General features: G+C 50.1%; 19 protein-coding genes, 1 tRNA gene and 1 pseudogene. 4 read left to right on the forward strand and 17 right to left on the reverse strand.

What is annotated here, in order from left to right; genetic code table 11:
• From M1125_02475 to M1125_02485, 3 genes are read right to left on the reverse strand one after another with little or no spacing between them, the layout of a single operon-like run.
• A complete protein-coding gene (locus tag M1125_02475; GenBank protein ID MCL5404681.1) occupies positions 1–798 on the reverse strand; it encodes a geranylgeranylglyceryl/heptaprenylglyceryl phosphate synthase in 798 nt (265 codons plus the stop codon).
• A gap of 40 nt (positions 799–838) precedes the next feature.
• Positions 839–1,861 (reverse strand): NAD(P)-dependent oxidoreductase, encoded by a 1,023-nt coding sequence (locus M1125_02480; protein MCL5404682.1) that lies wholly within the window; start codon positions 1,859–1,861, stop codon positions 839–841.
• A complete protein-coding gene (locus tag M1125_02485; protein MCL5404683.1) occupies positions 1,851–2,759 on the reverse strand; it encodes a hypothetical protein in 909 nt (302 codons plus the stop codon). The genes M1125_02480 and M1125_02485 overlap by 11 nt, the downstream gene beginning before the upstream one ends.
• A gap of 245 nt (positions 2,760–3,004) precedes the next feature.
• On the opposite strand from M1125_02485, the gene M1125_02490 reads away from it, so the two are divergent.
• Positions 3,005–3,403 carry a hypothetical protein gene (locus M1125_02490; protein MCL5404684.1) on the forward strand — a complete coding sequence of 133 codons (399 nt, stop codon included), beginning with the start codon at positions 3,005–3,007 and terminating at the stop codon, positions 3,401–3,403.
• 73 nt (positions 3,404–3,476) lie between these two features.
• Here the strand turns inward: M1125_02490 and M1125_02495 are convergent, their stop codons facing one another.
• The 4 genes from M1125_02495 to M1125_02510 all read right to left on the reverse strand — a co-directional run bounded on the left by M1125_02495 (position 3,477) and on the right by M1125_02510 (position 7,387).
• Positions 3,477–5,669, reverse strand: coding sequence for a hypothetical protein (locus M1125_02495; GenBank protein MCL5404685.1), 2,193 nt, complete (start codon positions 5,667–5,669; stop codon positions 3,477–3,479).
• A 95-nt stretch (positions 5,670–5,764) separates the two neighbouring features.
• Positions 5,765–6,415, reverse strand: coding sequence for an endonuclease III domain-containing protein (locus tag M1125_02500; GenBank protein MCL5404686.1), 651 nt, complete (start codon positions 6,413–6,415; stop codon positions 5,765–5,767).
• 38 nt (positions 6,416–6,453) lie between these two features.
• Complete coding sequence (locus tag M1125_02505) at positions 6,454–6,921, reverse strand: 50S ribosomal protein L11 (GenBank protein MCL5404687.1); 468 nt, start codon at positions 6,919–6,921, stop codon at positions 6,454–6,456.
• Between the two features lie 4 nt (positions 6,922–6,925).
• Positions 6,926–7,387, reverse strand: a complete 462-nt coding sequence (locus M1125_02510; GenBank protein MCL5404688.1) for a transcription elongation factor Spt5 — start codon at positions 7,385–7,387, stop codon at positions 6,926–6,928.
• Between the two features lie 83 nt (positions 7,388–7,470).
• On the opposite strand from M1125_02510, the gene M1125_02515 reads away from it, so the two are divergent.
• Positions 7,471–8,499 (forward strand): class I SAM-dependent methyltransferase family protein, encoded by a 1,029-nt coding sequence (locus tag M1125_02515; GenBank protein MCL5404689.1) that lies wholly within the window; start codon positions 7,471–7,473, stop codon positions 8,497–8,499.
• Positions 8,500–8,506: 7 nt separating this feature from the next.
• Here the strand turns inward: M1125_02515 and M1125_02520 are convergent, their stop codons facing one another.
• The gene (locus M1125_02520; GenBank protein MCL5404690.1) at positions 8,507–9,499 is read right to left on the reverse strand and encodes a M48 family metalloprotease; all 993 of its coding nucleotides are present in this window, start codon (positions 9,497–9,499) and stop codon (positions 8,507–8,509) included.
• A gap of 108 nt (positions 9,500–9,607) precedes the next feature.
• Between M1125_02520 and M1125_02525 the strand changes: the two genes are divergently transcribed.
• Positions 9,608–10,315 carry a segregation/condensation protein A gene (locus M1125_02525; protein ID MCL5404691.1) on the forward strand — a complete coding sequence of 236 codons (708 nt, stop codon included), beginning with the start codon at positions 9,608–9,610 and terminating at the stop codon, positions 10,313–10,315.
• A 3-nt stretch (positions 10,316–10,318) separates the two neighbouring features.
• A complete protein-coding gene (locus M1125_02530) occupies positions 10,319–10,792 on the forward strand; it encodes an SMC-Scp complex subunit ScpB (protein MCL5404692.1) in 474 nt (157 codons plus the stop codon).
• 5 nt (positions 10,793–10,797) lie between these two features.
• Here the strand turns inward: M1125_02530 and M1125_02535 are convergent, their stop codons facing one another.
• The 9 genes and pseudogenes from M1125_02535 to M1125_02575 all read right to left on the reverse strand — a co-directional run bounded on the left by M1125_02535 (position 10,798) and on the right by M1125_02575 (position 22,514).
• Positions 10,798–11,373 carry a cob(I)yrinic acid a,c-diamide adenosyltransferase gene (locus tag M1125_02535; GenBank protein MCL5404693.1) on the reverse strand — a complete coding sequence of 192 codons (576 nt, stop codon included), beginning with the start codon at positions 11,371–11,373 and terminating at the stop codon, positions 10,798–10,800.
• Between the two features lie 2 nt (positions 11,374–11,375).
• Complete coding sequence (gene tmk / locus M1125_02540) at positions 11,376–11,990, reverse strand: dTMP kinase (GenBank protein ID MCL5404694.1); 615 nt, start codon at positions 11,988–11,990, stop codon at positions 11,376–11,378.
• 52 nt (positions 11,991–12,042) lie between these two features.
• Complete coding sequence (locus M1125_02545) at positions 12,043–13,566, reverse strand: hypothetical protein (protein MCL5404695.1); 1,524 nt, start codon at positions 13,564–13,566, stop codon at positions 12,043–12,045.
• Positions 13,567–13,666: 100 nt separating this feature from the next.
• Positions 13,667–15,136 (reverse strand): DUF4382 domain-containing protein, encoded by a 1,470-nt coding sequence (locus M1125_02550; protein MCL5404696.1) that lies wholly within the window; start codon positions 15,134–15,136, stop codon positions 13,667–13,669.
• Between the two features lie 61 nt (positions 15,137–15,197).
• A tRNA-Ala gene (locus M1125_02555) sits at positions 15,198–15,296 on the reverse strand.
• Positions 15,297–15,305: 9 nt separating this feature from the next.
• Positions 15,306–15,530 carry an LSm family protein gene (locus tag M1125_02560; protein MCL5404697.1) on the reverse strand — a complete coding sequence of 75 codons (225 nt, stop codon included), beginning with the start codon at positions 15,528–15,530 and terminating at the stop codon, positions 15,306–15,308.
• A gap of 62 nt (positions 15,531–15,592) precedes the next feature.
• Positions 15,593–19,135, reverse strand: a pseudogene (locus M1125_02565) (DNA-directed RNA polymerase subunit A').
• 75 nt (positions 19,136–19,210) lie between these two features.
• Positions 19,211–21,037 carry a DNA-directed RNA polymerase subunit B gene (gene rpoB, locus M1125_02570; protein MCL5404698.1) on the reverse strand — a complete coding sequence of 609 codons (1,827 nt, stop codon included), beginning with the start codon at positions 21,035–21,037 and terminating at the stop codon, positions 19,211–19,213.
• Between the two features lie 13 nt (positions 21,038–21,050).
• Complete coding sequence (locus M1125_02575) at positions 21,051–22,514, reverse strand: DNA-directed RNA polymerase subunit B'' (protein ID MCL5404699.1); 1,464 nt, start codon at positions 22,512–22,514, stop codon at positions 21,051–21,053.
• Between the last annotated feature and the right edge of the window lie 31 nt (positions 22,515–22,545).

Below are 22,545 nucleotides of genomic sequence, written 5' to 3' on the forward strand. Positions count from 1 at the left end.
TTATTTCTTTTTGAGCTTCAGCCTTCCCTGCTCCTTTGCCACAGAGGAAAAAAGCTTTGCCCTCTTATATGCGTCTTCGGCGTTTTCAAAGGCTGTGCCTATCTGCGCCGCATCTGCGCCGCTCGCGTATACTGCCTTCAGCTGGGTAGAATTCGTTATGCCTCCTGCTACCACATATGGCACGCTTATGGATTTGCTGACCTCGCGTATTATCTCCTTGGGCACAGGCCCGGAATGCTGCAGCCTAGGATTCGAGCCGGTATCTGTTATTATGATGCGGTTGCCAAGATATTCCCCTGCAAGGGCCAGCGATGACGCGATCTTCGGCTTTTCCCTTGGCACCATGTTCACATCGCCGACCCAGCCGACAGTGCCGCCCGGAGAGACCACTATATAGCCGACTGGCAATGGCTCTACCGAAAGCTGCTTTATTATTGGCGCAGAGAGCATTTGCGCCTGCGTTATCCAGTATGGGTTCCTTGCATTCAGCAGCGACATGAAGTAAATCGCGTTTGCGTATCTTGTTATAGTGGCGATATTGCCAGGAAACAGGACCAGCGGAACGCTTATCGACTCCATTGTGGACTTTGCCACATAGTCAAGAAGTTCACCCTGCGCGCCGATGCTGCCCCCTATTATAACTATGTCGGCGCCAGCCTCAGCTACTGCCTTCGCAGTCTTGACGGCCATGTCTGGGGTCTTGTAGTCCACAGGGTCAATCACTGAAAAGAGCATAGCACCTTTTGTGCTTATCGTCTCTTTTATGTATTCTTCAACCTTCCCATTTTTGTATGCCATGCATATACCTTTGATATTTGTCAAAATAAAAATCAGCGCATCACTCTGCCTTCTTAGACAGCAGGTACAAGTCTATGAGCATCTTGCCCTCGCTTGCCATGCTCTTGGACGGGTTAAAGCCCAGCTCCTTTTGGGCCTTCGCTATGGAAACGCGCCTGTTGCTGGAAAGGAACTCCAGCTCGTCATAATTTATGTTGGCTATCTTGCTGGTGAGCTTCGCTAGTATGTGAGGAATGCTCCTTTTCGGCGGATTGACCTTGAGCTGCTTTGCGGCAAACTCAAAAAGCTCTTTTATGGTGTATGCTTTGCCGTCTGTTATGTTGTATGTCTTGTTGAAGCTGACAGGATTCGATGCGCACATGAGCATTGCATTTACCGCATCTGCCTGATGTATAAGGGTTATGTGGTTGGTTCCGCCGCGTATGTATATTGCCTTTTCCTCCTCTATCAGCTTGAATATCTTGAAGAAAGATGCATTGTAATTCTCCCCATAAAACGTGCCGAACCTCAGTATCGTGTATTTTATAGAGGGATTGGCATCGGCAAATGATTTTATCACCTGCTCGGCCATTAGCTTGCTCTCTGCATACGGGCTTGCAGGGCTTGTCTTCGAAGATTCGGTTAACTGCTCTTCGCCCCTGCTCTGGCCGTATACCGACATGCTGCTCGCATATATTATGTGGAGCTGCTTCCTGGAGCCTTTGTTGGCACTTTCGTATGCATTAAGCAGGTTTTCGGTGCCCACTACGTTAGTGTTTATTAGCTCGTCGTAAGTGTTCTTGTAGTTGTAAACGGCGCTTGCAATGTGGAATATGTTGTCGACGCCGGCACATGCCTCTGCGAGCGTTTTCAAATCGTTTTCGTTATTTCCGGTAAGGTCGGCTGCGTAGACTTTCACCTTTGGTGGTAGGGCCTTCCATTCGCTAGATTTTGAGGGGTGGGTGCGTATAAGTGCACGAACCTCGTGCCCCATCTTTACAAGCTCCTCTATCAGAGCACGGCCTATGCCCGATGTAGAACCTGTTACAAGATCTATAGTTGCTGATGTACTGTTAGCTGGCATGTAAAGCACCTTTGCTTTCGCCCTCCAGAAGTGCAGATGCTATCTCCCTAATTCGCCCTTCGGTAAGCCTATTTATGGCGTAAGGCACCCAATCCTTGCCATAAGCTACATAAACGCTAAGGTTGGGCTTTGACTTTAACATCATGCCGAACCTCTTTTTGTTATAGCCTAATGGCACCTCAAGCCTTAAATGCCTTTTGTAGGTGCTTTCGTAGTTCAGCATCCCCATCAGGAATTTTTCATCATGGCTCAGCACTGTAGGCTCTATGCCTTCCTTGATCATGCTTTTTATGTAGCGGTAGTAATCCATATCCTTGTAATGCATGTGGTGTTCATCAAGCTTTTTGTGGGCTGCCTGCGCATCGTAATGCGCTAATGGCTGCATTGTTGTGAATTTTATGGCTTTATACAGCAGCAAGCGCTTTGAAGACGAGCCGTTCCAGTAGCCCATGGTATAGTTTAGCGGAAGCTCTATGCCTATTGGCAGGTCCTGGACGGCCTTATAGGCATCGGTAATTGCGCTCTGCGGTATCTGCTCTTCGCTTTCTATCCAAACCTTCCTTGATTCCCTGGCAGCAGCTGCGCCTATCTCCTGAAGGGCGGATACTGCCACAGATTTCCCGATAAGGTAGCCCAGCTGCGTAAGCCTGACTGATATATCGGCATCCAGATTTTGCCTGGTTACATTGCGTATAAGCTCAAAATAGGAATTTATATTGTAGCGCACTTTCGTCGTTGTAAGGGCATTTTCGCTTAGAAACGTTACTGTGCTCCCGACGCTCCTTTCATTAAGCAGCTTTATTGCCCTGAGCACAGATGCAGTAGTACTGCCTGCGATGTGCTTTTTTATGAGCTTGAATACGAGCCTTTTTATTATGCTGTGGTTTTCGTTTACCAATCAATCACTTTGGGTCTGCATCCTCCAACTCCGATACTGCAGGGCCGTGTCATGCGTATTTACTTTGTATATAACATTTTTATACTTATTTTGTCAAGCAGACTTTAAACACTTTGCATGGGCTAAACGCGCATAGCAGCATGGAAAACCTATGCATGCTTATGATGCACATGGTTTTCAAAGCCATGGTCTGGTGCACATCGAAAAGATTATATTTATAGGGGGCGCATAATAAACTGGTTTTTATGGATGGATTAAAACTTTCCTCTATAAATGAACTTTTGTCAAAGCTGCATAATGCGATAACACAATTCGTTTTGGATGTGAAGGATCTTGCTGATTCTAACGAAAGAGTGAGCCTTGCAGAGATAAAGGAGATAAGGGACAGGATAAGGGAAAGGCTGAACTCAGGCGAGGGTGACAGCGTGGAAAACGCGAAGCTGCTGAAGCTGCTCAACCTTTTCATTGAGGACAAAACATTCATAGAGCTCACCAGGGAGGATGCAGAGGAGTGGCTGAAGTTCATGGAAGCGATAGAAGCCAATGTGGCCAAAGGCGATGCAAGGCTCAGCCAGAAGGAGAAGGAAGAGCTAAAGGAGATCCATCAGCTCACTGGAGAGATAAAGGCATTGATAAGGAAATAGCATCAAAACAAAAAATAGGCTTTGGCAAAACTGCCAAAGACCTTGGCACTGTTGTGCTGCTGCCTATACCGCTTCAGCTGGTTTCGGCGAAGAAGAACGGCTTTATCTTGTTCATTGTCTGCACCCAGTCCTCAAGCTCGGCCTTGGTGCCGTTGTAGCCTGCGGTGTATGCAGAGGTCATGTTCTTTACGTCGTCCTTGTCCAGCACTTCTGCGGAGCTTATTCTCTTCTTGAATGGCTCAGCACCAGAAGGTGCCATCTCAGATGCCCAAATGCTGCTCATTGCCTGGAAGCGCAGAGCCATTAGGCGCCTGCTTGTCTCCTCCTCCTTGGACTTGTCGCTAACATCCAATGAATTCACTTCTGCAAGCAGCTTTGTGTAGTCATTCGTATCCATGTAGCTCTTTTTGCTCTCAAGCAGCACCTTGTCTATGGATTTTACCACGACATTGGCAGACGCTACGTCAGTCTCGTTTTTGCGCAGCTCCTTCAGCGCGTCTGTGAGCGTATTCTGCTCCTGCTGCGTCAGGTATTGCGATATGGGCTTTGCAAGAAGGTTTGCCTCCTGCATGAGCGTTGTGTATGTGAACGACTCGGAAAGCTGCACCTTTGCGCTTACTTCTGCAGGCTCGACATGGTACATCGACGGGTATAGGCCCTTCATTATGTCTGTCGATGCCTTTTCAACTGCAGCATTCATATCCAGCACCTTGTTGCCATGCTTCATGCCGCGGCTGCTGAGCGTATTTCCAATCGATAGCAGGGCTTCGTTGACCTTTGCCAGATAGCCTGCACGCGCCATGAATTCCTGGAATTTTGTAAGATCGCTGTTCTTCTCCATGTCATTTATGTCGGCATTGCTCTTTATGAGCTCGTTGAATTTTTCTATGTGCCTTGCCTTGTTCTTTTTGCCGCGTTTGACCTCAAGGTCGTTGAAGTCTTCGGCAAATTCGTTGAATTTGCTGAACTCTGAAAGCTGTGCCTTGACCTCTTTCCTAAGCTCCCTTAGCTGCCTGAGCATGTATCTCTTGCCGGAGTGCTGGGAGAATTTGCCAGTGTCGTAATTATCGATGAATTTCTTGAGGTTGTCCATGTAATTGACGCCTTCAAGGCCATGTTCCAAAAGGTCAACAGACCTTGTGTTTATCTTGTCGTACTCGCGCATTTTCAGATTAAGCGTTGCAAGTATGACATTAGGTTCCTTGTTCAGCTCCTTACTTTCCTTTTTGTCGTTCTCGAAGCTCTGTTCTATGGAATCAATGTGCTTCGAAAGCTTGTCCAGTACTGCGCTGCTTGCAGTTTTGAATTCTGCAAAATTCGGCACAGACGATGCGCCGCTCGGCTTGTAAAGGTTCAATGATTTCATGTCGTAGGACTGCAATTGCGCGACAGCATCTTTTGACGTCTTCTCTATGCCTGCGAATCTAGATACTGTATTTTCAAGCGCTCCAAGCTCCACAACGGATTTTTGCATCTCGGCAAGGGCAGCCGCCTTTATGTCCTCGATCTTAGTGCTTGTTTTGAATATCGATGCATATGGCGAGTTGTTTGCGCTCAGCTGCCACTGGATATTGAGCGCCAGGTCCCTGCTCAAGTCCTCGTATGACTTGGTAGGGTTCTGCTTGCCAAGCTGGTAGTTTAGCAGCACAGCGCGCTGGCCTGACTCGTAGCTGCTTATGCTGTTCTGCGTAAGTGTGAGCTCCTTCTCCTTTTCCGTAACGTCCCTGTGCTTGTCTGAAAGGGCCTTGTTCTGCATTAGGGAAGACACTTTCTGCTCCTGTGCGAGCTCCTTCTGCTTCTCCGCAAGCGCGTCTTCATATTTCTTTATGTTCTTTTTGCTCGGCCTCTTGCTTGCTTTCAGGCTGTTTAGAGCGTCCTGCAGGTCTGTCACTATGCGCTTGAGCTTCTCCTCTTCCGGGTTTGGCTTTGCCATGTCCTGCTTCAGCTGGTCTTCCTCCTTTTTGAGAACATCGAGTTCCTTCTCAAGCTTTGCTGCCTTTTTCTTTAAGTCTTCATATTTGCTTTCCTCAATCTTTGCCTCTTCCACCTTTCCAGAAGCCTTGACTGAATAAAGATATATTGCGCCAAGCTCTGCCAGCTTGTTCTTTTCCCCAACCACTTCCTCCAATTTTTCTATCTTGTCAGCGTACTGCTGTGCCTTCACATTTTCGTCCTTCTGGACGTATCTCTCAGATACTGATTGCACGGATTCAAGATTTGATACGGTGTTTGATACAGTATTTGATACCTTTTTTTGTGTACTCATTGCATCACTTAAAAACCATTTTTACCAATAATTTTTTAGGCTTGTTATAATATTTAAACATTTACTACAGCCACGCACAGTGGCCAAGCCCACATTCAGAAGCGCTGCATTGATGCGGACCCGTACCTGCAGAGCTTCAATGCTGGGCATTCGGAGCAGGCAGGCCTGGTTTTGCAATACCTCTTGCCAAGCTCCACGAACTGCGCATGGAAATCCTTGTAAAGAACCAGATCGGGCTTTATAGAGCGCTCGAAAAGACCCTTGAGCTGCTCGTAGCTTGCATCTTCGCTGAAGCCGTAGACCCTGCTCATTACCCTTTTCGTATACGCGTCTACAACGAACGACAGCTTTTCTGCCGAATAAAGCATTATTGAGTCTGCAGTCTCTGGGCCTATGCCTTTTATTGAGAGAAGTACTCTCCTCAGCTCAGCGCCGTCAAGCCTAAATAGGGTTTCTAGCGAGCCGTAATTGCCAATGATGAACCTGCATATGCCGATCAGCCTTTTTGACTTCTGCCTGTAGTAGCCAGCAGGCTTTACCAAGCTTTCAAGCTCCTCTGGGCTCGCTTCTGATATGGCACTGATGCTCAGCAGATTGTGCGCCTTTATGTTTGCTATTGCCCTTTCGACGTTGCGCCATGATGTCTGCTGCGTCAGGATTGCTCCTATTAATACTTCGTCTTTTGTTTCGCCTGGCCACCAGTTGAGGAACCCGAACCGCGAATAAAGCGCCTTATAAAGGCGCATTAGATCGGCTTTGCCTGGGCTGTCAGGGTGTGCGGATTTTAAAGCTTCACTTCCCCGTTTTTTATTCGCGCTATGATTACGCGCGGGTCCTCGTTCTCGCACTTTACCCCCATGCTTTTGCATGTGCCAAGCACCTGATTTACCCTCTCTGCCATGCTCCTGCCATAAAGCTTTGCCTCCTTGGATTTTGCGATCTTCTTGACCTGCTCAAGGGATATGTTGCCTACGACTTCGTCCTTTGTCTTGGCACCTGCAGCGGCGCCAAGCTCCTTCAGTATCAGCGCGCTTGTCTGCGGCATGCCCACTTCAACCTTGTAGGATTTAGTGGCAGGATCTACTACGACCTTGACAGGCACTTTTATGCCTGAAAAGCCCGAAGTCGCCTTGTTGATTTCAGCAACTATGGCGTTTATGTTTACGCCCAGTGGCCCGAGGGCCGGGCCAAAGGGAGGCCCGCCTGTTGCCTTGCCGCCTTCTATAAGTCCGTTTATTATTACTTCGCTCATTTGCTCATTCCTCCTTTTCCTTAGCCTTTTGTATTATCTTAGCAGTATTTATCTTTGTTGTTATCGGTATAGGCACTACCACATCCATTAGCTCCACTGTCATGTCGTTCTTCGCCTCGTCGATCTTTAGCACCTTTGCCTTGTAGCCCTTGAACGGGCCAGTGTTGAACTCCACTATGTCGTTCTTGGCTATTTCCTGGGCCTTGCTGGGCGCGTTTATAAGCTTGGCTACCTCCTCGCTTGCAAGCGGCTTAGGCAGTATGCCTTTTATGTTGTGCTCCTTGCTCACAAACTCGCGGCATGCCACTTCGTCCTTTGCCTCTATTATGATGTAGCCGCGCATTCCTTCAAGCACTATTATCGAATAGACAGGTATGTCGGATTTTGTGGCTTTGTTCTGCAGCATGTTTGCAACTATGCGCTCCTGGCCTGATGTCACCTTTACTACGAAATACACATTTACCACTTTTGCAAACTTTTTATTGGTTTATTTAAACATGAAAGCTTTAATAGCAGAATACTTAAAATATTCTGCTGAAAGGGTTGCATATGCATTACGCCGCGGTTTTGAAGAAGGATGCCCAGCGCACAAAGACGTTGCTCCTCAGGAACAATCTTCTCGCAAAGGGCTATCTTGTCCAGCATAGCGCGCGCTATGTATATTTTCCTATTGATATTGCGAAGGCAAAGAATAAAAAGCTTACAGCAGGGCTGAAAATTGCTGACATGGAGTTCAGCAACCCGCAAAAGCGCAGTCATCCAAGCTACAAGGACGCGCTCAAGGGCCTTCTTGGCGACGGCTACGAAGGCTTTATGCTGGGCTACGACGCCATGGGCAACATAGCAGTTATAGAGCTTGACGGGCATGCAGAATCAAAGCGCAAGCAGATAGCGCAGGCGATAATGGATGGGAGCAAAAGGATAAGCACTGTGCTTGCGAAGGCCGGCCCAGTTTCAGGGCCGTATAGGGTCAGGAAGTTCAGGTATATAGCAGGGAAGCGCAGCTTCATTGCAAAATACTCGGAGAACGGATGCAGTTTCCTGTTTGACGTCAGGCGCGTGTTCTTCTCTCCGAGGCTGTCGTTCGAGCGGTCCAGGCTAGCTAAGCTTGTAAGCGGGCACGAGAATGTAATTGTGCCATTTGCAGGCGTTGGGCCGTTCGCCATAGAAATAGCGAAGGCGCATCAGGGCTGCAAGGTAGTGGCAATAGAGCTCAATCCTGCAGCATACAGCTATCTGCTTAAGAATATAAAGCTAAACAGCACTGGCAACGTAGTTCCAGTGCTCGGGGATTTCGCGGAACAGGCCAAGAACTATATGGGCTTCGCAGACAGGGTAGTGATGCCTATGCCAATGGCTTCCAGCGATTTCATAAATGCAGCAGCAGAGGTGGCAAAGAAAAAGGCAGTAATACACATGTACGCATTCTGCAAGCTCAAGGAATCAGGCACTTTCGCTGCAGGCGTGCTGAAGAGGTTTGAAGCCGCAGGCAGAAAGGCAAGGCTCATCGGCATGCGCACTGTCAGGCCGTACTCCAGGGACGACATAGAGGTAGTGCTTGACATAGGAATAGGCTGAATGCATTTCATGCAGCAGGCTCTCCGGATTTCTTTATTTTCAGCAGCTCGATTATCCTGTAGTACGTTGGCGGATGCGTTGAAAAAAGGGAGCTCAGCATTCCAAGCAGCCCGTTCCTGCTTGCTGCAGCGCTTGAGGAAAGCGCAGAGAAATCAGCTTCAGGCAGCAGCTCTTTTACCTGGCTCATGTGCGACCTGAGCGCCTTAGCATCGTTGTCTATGGTAAAGAAATCAATAATGTAGAATGCCCGTGCAGAGGTCGAGCTCCTCGAAGCGTTCTGCACTGCAAGGTTTGCTATGTTGAGCTTGTACAGCGCAGATGCCAGGTACTCTGGCTTTTTGTACATGCTGGCAGCATATCCGTCAGCATAGAGCTCGCGCTGCTTTGAAAGCGGCAGCGTCAGCAGGCCAGATATAAAGTAGACTATGAAGGCCAATATTCCGAAAACAAACAGGTATGAATTGCCCCTCCTGGGCTCGCCGTTAGTTTCGGTCCAGAGTATGTCCTGCGTGAGCCCCCATGCAAGCAGCGGGATGAATGACACAAGGGTCATAGCTATAAAATCGCTGTGGCGTATGTGGCCCATTTCATGCCAGACTGCAGCATACAGCTCCTCCTTGCTAAGGATTGGCAGAAGGCTTTCGTGGAATGCGATCGTCGCTCCGCGCTTTGTGCGGCCAAATGTGAATATGTTGGGCTCTTGGGCCGGGGCTATGGCTATCCTTGGCTTTGGTATGCCTGCCTTCCTTGAAAGGACTTCGATTGCTTCCTGCAGCTGAGGATACTCGTCCGGGCCTATGTAGCGCAGCTTCGAATACGAAAAAAGGAGCTTTGGCGAAATGTAAATGTCCAAGGCCACGAAAAATGCGATTACGGCAAGCGCATAGTACGAGCGCACGCCCAGAACGTATAATATCGCATAGAGTATCGCTATGCCTATGGCAAATGTGAGCAGCAGCACAAAAAGCATGTTTATGCGCAGGTTGGATAGTTCGCTCATCAAAACACTTTGCGTTTGGCACTGACAGTTAAGCCTTTGTAGCACAATATTTATATAAGAGATTGTATTTAATATTCTTGACCAGTATTGCATCTTGGCGACGCACTGATGGAGATAATAAAGCGCGAGGAATCCCTCGAATCTTACGGGGAGGACACCATAGACCTACAGGAACTGGTTAGCAATGCCACGTGGCAGGAGCTTCTAACAAAGTTGGTTGAGACGAAGAAGCTGGACCCGTGGAACATAGACATAGCAGCAATAGTCGATTCGTACATAAGCGCAGTGCAAAAAATGAAGCTGCTGGACCTTTTCGTCCCTGCAAACGTTGTGTTCGCGGCTTCAGTGCTTCTTAGGATAAAAAGCGAGAGCATAAAAATAATTGAGGATGAGCCTGAAGAAGACGGTGTGTTGGAGGCGTTCAGGCGGCAGGCCCCTGCGGTCGAGGAGCTTGTCCCTAAGCTTAGGCACCAGCCAAATGCGGTAGTAACCCTTCAGGAGCTTATAAGCGCGCTTGACGAGGCAATGGCATTTGAGGCCAAGCGCATGGAGAGGATTGCCGCTTCGGCGCCCGCGCCGCTGCAGCTCAACATAGACACAGAGGACATTGATGACAAGATTGACAGCGTGTTGGGGCTTGTGAAGCGCAGCATTGACCCTGCGGGAATGACAACTTTCGATGCAATAGCTGGCGCTTTCTACAGCTCCGACAGCATACTTGTGGACCTGTTTGTGCCGCTTCTGTACCTATACCACAGGGGCGCGCTGCAGATGTTCCAGGAAGAATTCTTCAAGGAGATATTCATAAAGGTGTGAAGCTTGGCTCCAGAAGGCGGCAGAGATGAATACAAAAAGCTCATAGAAGCTGCGCTGTTCGCTGCAGGCAGGGCCATGAGCGTTGAGGAGATAGCAGAGGCCACAGGCATAGCCTCAAGCGGCTACATAGTAAGCGCGCTTGACGAGCTTGCAAAGGATTACGCTGCACGCGGCAGCACAGCCATAATGCTTTCCAGCATTGGCGGTAAATACATGCTTGCGCTTAAGGAGCCGTACGCCAGCAAGGTAAAGGGCCTTGCCGGAGCGCCAGATATATCCAGGCCTGCACTGCGCATACTTGCATACATCAGCAAGAACGAGCCAATAATGCAAAGCGCGCTGGTCGGCCTGTTCGGTCCCTCTGTGTACGAGCATATGAAAGAATTGCTGGACAAGGATTTTGTAAAGGCGGAGAGGTCAGGCAGGTCAAAAAGGATAAGCACCACGCTAAAATTCAAGGAGTATTTCGGCGTATAGCGCTGCTAGTACCGCGGGCTGAGCTCTTCTACGCCGTTCCTTTTGTTTATGAACCTCGAAGCTACGAAAAAGAACGACGAAAGCCTGTTCATGTACGGGAACAGGCTGTCATTGCCTACGTTCATAGTTTCGGAAAGCCTTACTATTGAGCGCTCCGCGCGCCTGGCCAGCGTACGGGCTTCTTCTGCAATTGCGCTTTCTATGCAGCCGCCGGGGAGCACGAAACTCCTGAGCTCCGGAAACTCCTTCGACAGCCTTTCTGTGGCGTTTTCCAGATATTTGACGTCTTCTGCCGAGATTGATGCCTTTGGCTTGAAGTTTTGGCTGCTTATGGATGCGAGTTCTGCGCCTACGGAAAACAGCCTGTTCTCGACTTCAAGCAGCATGTCTTCCAGCTGAGGGGCACTGCCAAGGCCGTATTTGGCTGGATCCTGCCTTATTGCAGCAAGAAGATGCGAAACCTTGGCATTGAGCTCATCGACGTCGCCTATGGCTTCGAAGATTGGCGCGCCCTTCTTTAGCCTTACCGAGCCTATGCCAGTTTCTTTCTTGTCGCCTGTGCCGCTATAATACCTGTTCATGTTCAGTCACTGTTTAGCCTTTTTCGCCTTACGCCTGCGCTCTTAAGCATGTCAAGCGTTTTCGAAAGCAGCATATTTGATATAAGCTCTGGCGCAGCCGATGCGTCTATGCGCTCGATTTCAGGACCGGAAAAGCCTTTGTACGCCTTGGCTGCAGCTTCAAGTGCCCTGCGGTTCTCCAGAACTTCTGGCGTATGCCTGCTTTTCGAAAGCCTTTCCAAAGCTTCCCTTGGACTTATCTCCAGCATGAATGTCTTGTCCGGCCTGGGGAATATTGAGTTTAAGGTCTCCAAATAGCGTTTGTCTATCCCCTCGATGGAGCCGTAGGCTATTGTCGAATAATAATACCTGTCCAGTATGACGACCTTGCGCGCTATGCTGCCTGAAAGCGCAGCAATGTCTTCGTTCCTGTCAGCAACAAAAAGCAACTGCATTGTAAGCAGGTTCAGCTTTATGCTGCCTGAAAGTGCATTCCTAAGAAAGATCCCGACAGGGCCGTCAGTTGGCTCCCTAGCGCCAATAGCTTCATATCCAAGGCTGTGCAGGCGTTTGGCAAGCAGCGCTGCCTGCGTGCTCTTGCCAGCGCCATCAATGCCCTCTATTACAATAAGCACCATCGAATAACCCTTTCGAATAACGCTTTGCCGCAGTGCCTTAAATATGTTGTGCTCAGTTCAGCTCCAGCTCCGGTATGTATGTTGATTCCGAGCTCGTATAGTTTCCGACTTTGAACACTACGCCATACCTCTGGTTGGTCGGCGTGGCAGGTATATAATATGTCCCCATATCCTGCAGCGTTGATGGGCTCGCCGATGGGTTTGAGGTCTGGTTTATGAAGACTGTGCCGTTGTTTTCTGCTATGAGCTCGCCATTTACTGTTGGTGACCACCCATTTTCAAGGTAAAGCGTTAAGTCGCCGCCGCTCCATACGCAAGCTTCAGTGATTGTGACATTTGAAAGACCGGTCTCAGTATCCTGCAGCGTTATCGTGTTGCATGCTGGCGGAGAGGATCCGCCACCTACAGGGACTACCCTCTCGTCCGGCCCTACTGTTTCATTAAGTATGCCTATGGCAGAGCCGCAGCCTCCTCCGCCATCTCCGGAATGAACGGTAAGATTGTACAGGTCTGCAGGCCCGGTAAAATTGGTTATCCATCCTGGGCCGCACCAGTTGTCTGACCCTAAGCTAACATAATCTATTTTGTTCGCCTCGTTTTGCACAACAATGTAAACCCAGCCAGAATCGCCTGCCTGAGCCCATACCTGCAAAGCTCCTCCGCTCCAATAGCACCAGCCGCTTATTCCTGCCGCAAAATACGGATTTACGATTTTTACTCCGTCGCACAGGCCAAGGTATGCGACATTCTTGGGTATTATGAGATAATTTATCTTTATTGTTGACTTTGCGCCAAGGTATGATGCCGTAATGTTGATATCGGCGCTCTTGTTGAGCGATACGTAGTTGATTGCCTGGCCGTTGGCACTTGTTGTTGTATATTGGTATTGCAGTGAATCCGGAGGAGTTGCAGGAGTGCCGTTGAGGAATGCTGCTGTGAAATTCACTGTAGCGCCTTCCTGCGGATAGCCCAAAAGCGTTACGGTCGCAGTGAGCTGGTCAGGTACGTTGGTTGCGGGAGCGTTGTATGTTGCTGCAGTGAGTTTTATGGAATAGTTTGATGCGGTGGCAGGCTCTGCCCTTGCCGTGTATAAGCCTTTGTAGGTTTCCCTTGGCACACTGGCACAGGATGATGGCGATGAGGAATTGGCAGCAAAGCCGCAATATGATGCGTTGAGGTATAGGTCTCCGCTGAAGTACTGCCCAAGCGATGAGGTTACATTACTGAGATGGAGCACACAGATTATGGAACCGCCGGGAAGCACGAAGCTTGGCCTGCACGTTGCTGCGGAGGCATTCCTTCCGTTTATGCTCGCGAAGAATGTTGGGTTAAGTATTGGGTATGGGCGCGAGTTCGTCATTATCACGCCTATCGAGGTAAGATGTGTTGTTGCATTAGTTCCAAGGACCATGTCGTCGCACGTTACCCCGGTAAGAAAGCTGCATGACGATGGCACAATTGCATGCGGCACTGCGATATAAAGATAAAGGAATGATATAGCTATCGCAATTATGAGTATGGTCCATCCGTATGTCACTATGTACTCTGTAGCAGATTGCGCTATTTTATTATTCATCAACCCTACCTGATCCCAGCCGCTAATTTAACATTCTATGATTATATATAAAAAAGTTGCGTTAGGCCATGAATACGAAAAGCCAGTCAAATGTGCGTTTTCAGCCTGCAGTGACGTTAGCCTCTGCGAATGCGCCAGACCTTCCCACCACGCGCAACGAATATGTCTGGTTTTCAAGAGGTATTATCAGCATTCCGCTCCTGCCAAGGCTTATGTTGCTGCTGTATGATAGCGTTATTGCGTTGCCTGCACCGAGCACATATCCTGGCGTCGATACAGGAACCACTGGCACTTCGTTGAATGGAAGCTCCAATGAGCCTGAAGACGTTATTAGGAAGTTCAGCATATTATGGTAGTGGCCATTGAAGTAGCCTGAGCCTGCAACATAATCCCTGTATGTGCCGTTGGTAAAGTTGAATGTATGCAGCGCCTTTATTACTGAAACGTTTATCATGCTGCCGAGGTTTGCACGCAGGCTGTTGAATGCGCTGGCATTGAGCTTGGTGCCGAACCTGCTGTTGAACTGCGATATGTTAGCCATGCTGCTCACGTTGAAGCCATGGCTTGAAAGCTTGCTTATAAATGAGGATATGTTGAAATTGCTGCCATTGTAGCTTGCGTTAAGCTGCGACAGCGTATTGCTGATGTTGTAGCTGCTTGCAATGTGGCCCAGCGCGCCGACTATCGCCTGGCTGCCGAAACCCTGCATCGAAATCCTTGACTGTGGCATTACATGTATGTGCGAGTGCAGCGATGCATTGTATGGCGTCGATATGCGCATCAGGCCGAAAAGCAGTAGCTGGTTTAGGGTTGCGCTAGCATTTCCATCGTTCTTTACGGTAACTGACAGGCTTGTCCTGTTGCCTGAAACATTGAGGCTTGCTGACGTTATCTCTATTTTTGGGCTTATGAACCTCAATCTGTTGGAAGCCGCAGGATTTATCCTGGCCCTGGCGCCAACATGCACGCTTGTGCTATTTACCGTGGAATTTCCAAGTGCCACGGCCCTCACCGAAGGCACCAGTACAAATATTGTTGAATTTGAAGTATATATCTCTACAACCGTTGGCGACAGATCTATGAGCGCCGCGCCGCTTGTGCCATTGAAATTGCTTATGCCTATGTGCAGCGTGCTTGACGGCACCGTTACGTTGTATGTCGTGCCGTTTATGTCGATTGTGGCAGAGGTTATGTTGAGCGTTATGTAGTCGAATTTCTGCTTCGGATTGACATGCGCAACGCCTATGGTCTGCGTAAGGTTGACAAGGGAAAGAAGGTTTATTGTTCCTGTGACGTTGACGTCCACAAAGCCTGTGGTGTTGGTGGCATTATACTCATGTATCTTTGCGCCGGAGAACGTTACGTTGAGGTATTCGGTGCCCTGTGGCACTTGTGCAGGGTCTGTAAGCATCAGCGCAACAGTGCCTGCAGGCGCAGGGGCCGAAACAGTCGACACTGTCGTAACTGCCGTCGTTGTCGTGGGCTTGTAGCTTATCACGCTTACAGCCACGTATATGAGCGCAAGAATCACTATTATAGCAACTATGTATGCAACCGCTTTGCCAGCCATCCAATCACATAGATAGTTTGCACAAAAAAAGCTTTAATACGTTGCGGTATGCTTTGTGATGTGGACTCCGCGGGATTTTCAGGGCCTTGACTGCAAAGCCTTTTTGAACCCGCAACCTCCTGCCTGCCAGACAGGCGCGCTACCGTTGCGCCAGAAGCCCACTAAAGCGTCATACAGGAGAAATCCAGATTATGTTTCCGCCCCTTAGCAGTATGGTGCCTAACTTCGCCTTGAGCTCGCCGTCGTCAAGCTCCTCGGCAGCCTCAAGCACTATGTTCATATGTGCATCAAAAGAGGTGACCTTGCCCCTTATGCTTATACCGTTCTTCATCTTTATCAGTACCTGCTGGCCTATTGACTTATTGAGCAGGTCGAATGGCCTTTCCTGTGTCATAACAATACACCAAAAATAACATTATTAGATTTGCATTAAAGCTTAAAACACTATAGGTATGGCTATTCCACAGGCTTGATTTTCTTGAGGTCGTCCTTGCGCACTGCAAGCTTGATCCTGCCTGTGCCCACGGCTACTTGCTTGCCTATTAGTATGTTCTCCGCCACGCCCTTGAGCATGTCCCTCTCCGAGAACACGCTGGCATTCACAAAATGCTTTATCGTCTCCTCGTACGCGGCCCTGGCAAAAACCGATGCCTTGTCTCCTGCTATGCCATGCCTGCCTATGCTCCTTATCGCGCCAGTATACGTCATAGTGTCTGCCACTAGGCTTATGTGCCTGAAGCCTACCGAAAAGCCCTCGTCGGCTATTGTCTTGTAGAGCTCAGATGCGATCAGGTTCCTTGTAGCCTCGATGCCGTAAACCTTCTGCACTTCGAATATGTCGTTGCAGTATACGCGCTTCTTGTCGACACCCTCTATCTCCATGACCCTTTCCATGTTGCTGCCGCTCGTGGCTATGTAGAATGTGCCGTCATTGTCCTGCTGCACCACAGCTTTTGCAACTCCCGGAAGGCCCAGGGCAGCCATTTCACGGATGTGCACGAACGAGGTTCGTATGCCCTTTATGTCCTTCTTGCTCTTGTGCTTTATCGTAACAGTATTGCCATCTGCCGAAAGCTCCAGCCCTTCGAATTTCTTGGTTATCTTGCTCTCTATGGCCTTCATCGTGGTGCCATTCCCGGAAAGCTTCTCTCTGCTGAAATTAAGCTTGAGCGTGCCGGCTTTCAGGTTCTCCTCATAGCTTTCAAGAAGCGATTTGAGCTTTACCTCCTCTATCCTGTCCCTTATCTCACGCACCTTCTCATAGTCCTTGGATATGGATTTTTCCACATGTATGCGCATGGCAGGCAGTTTGACCCTGCGCCTGGCGTCTATTATCTCTATTATCCTTGGCAGTCCGGTTGTAGTGACAACCGAAGACACGCCTGCGTTGTGGAACGACCTCAGCACCATCTGCGTCGATGGCTCGCCAAGGGACTGCGCTGCTACAACGCCGACAGGCTCGCCGTATGAGACCATTGCCTGGCTTCTGCGCTTTTCGTCTTTTTGCATTTGGCACACCTATAATCATTTGAGGGTTGACACGAGCTCCATTGTTGGGTCCTTGCCGTCGCCGCCGTATATCGTCTGTATCAGCGCGCCGCTCGCATCCTTCACGCTGAGGTTCGTATCTGTGTAGAAATCCTGCAGGGCGTTTATGAACCTGCGCTGCAGGTAGCCGCTCACTGCAGTTACGAGTGCCTTTGTCATGGTGGAATCCCTGGAGCCCATTGCATGGAGGTACATCTGCGTAGGCTCTAGGCCGTCCTGGAATCCGTTCGTCACGAAGCCCTTCAGCTCGGGATTCTTGCTGTTTTTCCTGAAATACGGAAGCACGCGTCCTGAATAGCCCCTTGATACGCGCTTGCCCCTGACCTGCTGCTGGCCGAGAAGCAGCTTTATCATGAGCATGTTGAGCACGCTGCCCCTGGCGCCTATCGTGGCAAGCAGGTATGCGTTATTGCTTTCGTCGGTAGTGCTTGAGATGAGCTTTGCGGCTTTGGACCTTGCCTCTTCCAGCTGCGCCAGCAGCAGCATCTCGAAGGTCTCCCTCTTCGTATAGCCCGGAAGCGACTCAAGCTTGCCTTGCTTGTAGTTTTCCGCCAGCTCGCGCGCCTTCTGCTCTACCTCTTTGATAATTTTGCCGCGCTCTGCAGTCTGCACATCTGTATTATAATAGTCTTTTATCCCTACTGTGAGCCCGCGCATGTATGCGGCCCTAAGCGCGAGGTTTGCGGCTTTGAGTATGAACTGCTCAAGGAAGTCTGGGCCGTACTCCACGAAAAGCTTGGCAAGCAGCACAGCCCCTGATTCAACTAGCTTGCTGTCTATTATGCCTTCGCGTAGCTCGCCGTTCTTTATCACGACCTTGTTGTTCTTGCCGGAGTATTCAAGGTCGAAATCCTTTGGCAGGAGCATTGAGAACAGCTTCTTGCCTGAGTACATTCCGTTCTTTTCAGGCTCAGGCAGCTCGTAGATGCCTATGTTAGAAAGCATTATCATTGCCTCTGCCTTGTCGAACATTGCGCCGTCCTTGGTCAGGAAGTACATGCCGGCTATCTCGTCTTCGGTTATTGAGGCTATCGGCTTGCCGTCCTTCGCGCTTAGCAGTATCTCCTTTGGCTGCATCAGGTAGCGCGCCTCTGCCTGCGACTCTATGGTCTGCGGCACGTGCAGGTTCATTTCATCGCCGTCGAAATCTGCATTGTACGGCAGCGTTATGGAAACGTTCATTCGCATGGTCTTCCCTGGAAGCACCTTTACGCGGTGCGCCATTATCGACACCCTGTGCAGCGTAGGCTGCCTGTTGAACAGCACTATGTCGTTGTTCACCAGCTGCCTTTCCAGCACCATTCCAGGCTCCAAGGCAGCGAGCAGCTCGGCCCTGTTCAGGTCTGTTACGCGCTTCCTCATTCCGTCCTTTGCAATGACGTTTATAACTGTCGGGTACGTGGTTGAGCCCAGGTAGCCCTTCGCCGCTTCCATGTTCCATTTCGTGACGTAGAACGGCACTGTCATGTTCTCGGCTATGCGCATTGGTATGCCCACCTGGTTTATCGTGAGGCTTGAATCCACAGATATTACGGTCCTGGCCGAAAAGTTGACTCGCTTTCCCGACAGGTTGTAGCGCATGCGCCCCTCCTTGCCCTTAAGCCTTTGCGCAAGGGTCTTCAAAGGCCTTGTGCTCCTGTGCCTTGATACCGGAACGCCAGGCGTTTCGTTGTTGAAATATGTTGTGACGTGGTACTGCAAAAGCTCCCAAAGGTCGTCTATTATTATCTGCGGCGCGCCTGCGTCTATGTCCTGCTCCAGCCTCTGGTTTATTCGCATCACTTCGACGAGCTTGTGGGTCAGGTCGTCCTCGCTCCTCTCTCCAGATTCCAATGTTATGGACGGCCTTACATTCACAGGTGGGACCAGCAGCAGTGTGAGTATAAACCATTCCGGCCTTGTGGCAGTGCCGTCTATGCCGAGAAGGGAAAGGTCGTCGTTGCTTATCTTGCTGAGCCAGTCCCTTATCTCGTCGGGCTTCATCTTGTTGCCGTTCAGGAAAAAGAACGTAGGCCTTTCAAACTTGAGCTTCTGCTGCACTGTTCCGCAGTACGGGCACTTCTTGACCGACTTGAGCTTCTTTGTGAGCAGCGCAAGACTGCTGGTATCTGATGCGGCAGAAGACTCGTCTTCCATCTCATCGGTTATTATGAAGCTCTTTATTGCAGGCCTGAGCTCTGCTATCTGCTCCTCGCTCAGCAGTATCCTGTGGCAGCTCTCGCATGTCGACTGCAGCAATAGGTATATGGATTTGGCGAACTCCGGGTGTATTACCGGCCTGACGAGCTCTATGTGGCCGAAATGCCCAACGCAGCTCTTTGCCCTGCCTCCGCAGGTCTTGCATTTGAGGCCAGGGTCTATAACCCCAAGCCTCTGGTCTATAAGGCCTCCGTCTATCGGATAGCCGTCCTCATTGTAGGTATCAGGGACTATGAGCTTTGCAACGCTCATGCGTTTTATCTCTTCGGGGCTTATCGCAGTAAACCTTATATGATCTATTATTTCAGCCTGTACCATTAATACACCTCAATCGCTCTTCAGTCTTATCCTTGCAAGTATGTGCATGGACTTCAGCTCGTCGAGCAGCAGCTTGAATGCATAGCTTATCTCCACTTCCTCGAGCCTGTTGCCGCCGCATGTGGGGCACACTGCAACATTCTTTATGTAGTCGTAGTAGCCTATGTCGCCGCAGTCCCTGCATATCCACACCGGCGCCTTGTCGCTTTGGTCCAGCATCCTTTCCTTTATCAGCAGGCTTGCGCCGTGGCCTACCAGTGCGTCGCGCTCCATCTCTCCGAATTTCAGGCCGCCCTTCCTGGGCTTGCCCTCTGTGGGCTGCCTTGTAAGTATCTGCACGGGGCCCCTGCTCCTGACCTGTATCTTAAGGCTGACCATATGCCACAGCCTGTGATAGTATACTACGCCGTTGAACAGCTGCGCAGCGAACTTCTTGCCTGTCCTTCCATCGTAAAAGTTCTCGTTTCCGAATTTTTCAAAGCCGTAGCTGCTGAGTATGTCGGCATATTCGTCTATGCGCTCCTTCCCGTGCATCGAGAACGGCGTGCCGTCCATTGTGCTGCCCTTTAGCGATGCTGCCTTTGCGCCGAGCATCTCCAGTATGTGGCCGTAAGTCATCCTGTTCGGCAGGCCTATTGGATTGAGCAGCAGGTCAGGCACTATGCCCTCCTTGGTATACGGCATGTCCTCCTGCGGGACTATGAGCGCAGTCACGCCTTTCTGCGACTGCCTGCTTGCAAACTTGTCGCCTATTTCAGGCACCTTTATGCCCCTTATCCTTACCTTTATTATGCGCGTCGCGCCGGTTGTCTCGCTGAACATCACGCTGTCTATGACACCTTGCTCTCCGGAGCGCAACGTGACGGAATTGTCCCTGCTTTTCTCCTCGCCCACTCCGAAGCTTGTCTGCTCCTCCAAGAACCTGGGAGGCGAAACCTTGCCTATTATGACCTCGCCCTCGTTTATCTCCTGCTCGGCTTCTGCTATGCCGTCCTCCCCGAGCTTTGAATAAGCATGCTCGCCTTTGTAGCCCTCTATGGTTGCACTCGGCAGCTTGAAATAGTCCTGCTGGCCGCCGGGGTACCTTCGCTCCTCGTCCATGTATGACCTGTAGAAAACGCTCCTGCCAAGGCCGCGGTCAACCGCAGCTTTGTTAAGCACTACTGCATCTTTCATGTTGTAGCCGTAGTATGTTGAAAGCGCGACTACGAAATTCTGGCCATTGGCGTGCCTCTTCATGTCTAGAGTCCTGTATGTGATGCTGTCTATTATGGGCTTCTGCGGATAGTACAGCAGGAACGCCCTCGCGTCGTAGCGGTTGTTGAAATTTGTAGCATAAAGCCCCTGCGCCTGCTTCATGAAGTTCCACGCTATGGGGTGCCTTCCCATGCTGTTGAATTCAGGGAAAACGCTGTTGTTTACCGTGAGCCCGAAGAGCGATGCAGGATCTATTTCCAGGTGCGTAGTCTTTGAGTCTATACTCTTCTCGTCTATCGCAGCGTATATGTTTTCCTCCTCTTCCGCATCCAGGTATTCTATGATGCCGCGCCTTACTAGGTAGTTGAAGTCTATCTCGCCGCTCTTGAGCTTCTCTACAAGGTCTGGAGTCAGCTTGCTTGAGCCGTTCTCGACTATGATGTATGGCTTTCTCACCCTGCCGCGGTCAGCGTTTAAGTGGACTTCGTTGATGCTCTTGCGGTACGATACGTTTATCTCGCCTGACAGAAGGCCGCGCCTCCTGTTCGCCCTTATCTCCTCTGCGAATGCATTGCCGTCTGCCACAACTCCGAGTTCCCTGCCGTCTAAATATACCCTGCATTTCTTTTCTTCTGCCAATCTGATCACCATTTTACAGGAGCTTCAGCTCCTTTATCTTCTTTTCAATCATGCTTTGCTCGGCCCCGACTGTCACCTTTGCCATCAGCGCCAGGTATCTAGTCAGCCCGACTTCAGTGCCTTCAGGGCTTTCGCTCGGGCATATCTTGCCAACGTGCGTGCCGTGCACGTCCCTTGCCTTTAGGTGGGGGTGCTTCTTGGCTAGCGGCGACTTTATCCTTCGCAGGTGCGCGACAGAGCTCATGTAATTGATCCTGTCAAGAACCTGCGACACGCCGGTCTGGCCTGCAGGCCACGAGCCTGTGCTCATCGAGTACAGGATCTTTTCAGTAAGCGTGTCAGGGTTTATGTTGGTCTTGACCGTCAGGCGCCTGCCCCTGGCCATGGTCCTCTCCACATGGTACTTTATGTCCTTTACAAATGCCTTGAACGCTGTGTTGAAGAGCTCGTCCATAAGGTCTCCGGCAAGCTTTACGCGCTTGTTCGCGTAGTGGTCCTTGTCGTCAGCCTTCACCTTGCCTTCCGCAACTAGCGACGTGCGCTCGGCCATCCTTACAAGGTACTCTGCTTTCTTTAGCCTTGCTGACGGGTCTGTGCCCAGGTGGGGCAATATGTAAGTATCAAGCTGCGTCTCTGCCCTCTTCTCCTGGTACACCATCGCCTGGTTTGGCGCGGTCATCCTGCCAAGCTCTATCATTGCCTCCTTTGGCTGCATCTCGATTATGCCCTTTGACAGCTCCATGTTCAGCATAAGGTCGTTCTTTACCTCTTGATCGTCTACAAGAGAGAGTATCTCTTTGGAGCTTATGCCCAGGGCGCGCAGTATCATCATCAGGCTGAGGCCCTTGTTGAGCGTAGGAAACAGTATCGTATATATGCCGTAATCGTCGCGCGTTATGCTGCATCTTGCCCTGAAGTTGACGGTGGTTGAGAAAACCTTCACCACTATGCCTGATTTCTCGCTTGTCGTTATCATGCGGTTAGGGGCAAGGTCCTCTATGCCAACAAGCACGCGCTCCGTGCCCTTTATTATAAAATAGCCTCCAGGATCGTCAGGGTCCTCGCCTTCCTTTATGAGCTGCTCGGCGCTCATGTTCCTTGTATAGCAAAGGTTGCTCTTGACCATGACAGGCAGCTCGCCAACATATGCCTCGCCTATTGCGTCCGCCTTCTCTATGCCGCTTATCACAGGCACGTACGTTAGGTACATAGGCGCCGCATAGGTCAGGTTCCTTGCCACTGCTTCATTTGGCATTATGCGCTTCGTGGAGCTGTCAGATTCTATGATGATTGGCTGCTCAAGCCTCATCTGGCCGAGCTTTATGGCGAAATCTGAAACCTCTGGCTCTATGAGGCTCTGGCTCTCTATGATCTTGTTTATGCCTACAGATATGAACCTGTTGTAGCTGTCTATCTGCTGCTGCGATATAGAAGTAGATTTTAGATACGATTCCATGACCTCGTGCGTTTCGCTCATTCAATCACTCAAAGATAAGCCGATGGCTTAC

This window comes from Candidatus Marsarchaeota archaeon (assembly GCA_023485295.1).
GTDB lineage: Archaea > Micrarchaeota > Micrarchaeia > Micrarchaeales > Micrarchaeaceae > Micrarchaeum_A.

What these genes read in the sequence shown, in the direction of transcription:
- M1125_02475 (MCL5404681.1), bottom strand. Translation starts at nt 798, where the DNA reads ATGGCATACAAAAATGGGAAGGTTGAAGAATACATAAAAGAGACGATA.
- M1125_02480 (MCL5404682.1), bottom strand. Translation starts at nt 1,861, where the DNA reads ATGCCAGCTAACAGTACATCAGCAACTATAGATCTTGTAACAGGTTCT.
- M1125_02490 (MCL5404684.1), top strand. Translation starts at nt 3,005, where the DNA reads ATGGATGGATTAAAACTTTCCTCTATAAATGAACTTTTGTCAAAGCTG.
- M1125_02495 (MCL5404685.1), bottom strand. Translation starts at nt 5,669, where the DNA reads ATGAGTACACAAAAAAAGGTATCAAATACTGTATCAAACACCGTATCA.
- M1125_02500 (MCL5404686.1), bottom strand. Translation starts at nt 6,415, where the DNA reads ATGCGCCTTTATAAGGCGCTTTATTCGCGGTTCGGGTTCCTCAACTGG.
- M1125_02505 (MCL5404687.1), bottom strand. Translation starts at nt 6,921, where the DNA reads ATGAGCGAAGTAATAATAAACGGACTTATAGAAGGCGGCAAGGCAACA.
- M1125_02515 (MCL5404689.1), top strand. Translation starts at nt 7,471, where the DNA reads ATGCATTACGCCGCGGTTTTGAAGAAGGATGCCCAGCGCACAAAGACG.
- M1125_02520 (MCL5404690.1), bottom strand. Translation starts at nt 9,499, where the DNA reads ATGAGCGAACTATCCAACCTGCGCATAAACATGCTTTTTGTGCTGCTG.
- M1125_02525 (MCL5404691.1), top strand. Translation starts at nt 9,608, where the DNA reads ATGGAGATAATAAAGCGCGAGGAATCCCTCGAATCTTACGGGGAGGAC.
- M1125_02535 (MCL5404693.1), bottom strand. Translation starts at nt 11,373, where the DNA reads ATGAACAGGTATTATAGCGGCACAGGCGACAAGAAAGAAACTGGCATA.
- tmk (MCL5404694.1), bottom strand. Translation starts at nt 11,990, where the DNA reads ATGGTGCTTATTGTAATAGAGGGCATTGATGGCGCTGGCAAGAGCACG.
- M1125_02545 (MCL5404695.1), bottom strand. Translation starts at nt 13,566, where the DNA reads ATGAATAATAAAATAGCGCAATCTGCTACAGAGTACATAGTGACATAC.
- M1125_02550 (MCL5404696.1), bottom strand. Translation starts at nt 15,136, where the DNA reads ATGGCTGGCAAAGCGGTTGCATACATAGTTGCTATAATAGTGATTCTT.
- M1125_02560 (MCL5404697.1), bottom strand. Translation starts at nt 15,530, where the DNA reads ATGACACAGGAAAGGCCATTCGACCTGCTCAATAAGTCAATAGGCCAG.
- M1125_02575 (MCL5404699.1), bottom strand. Translation starts at nt 22,514, where the DNA reads ATGAGCGAAACGCACGAGGTCATGGAATCGTATCTAAAATCTACTTCT.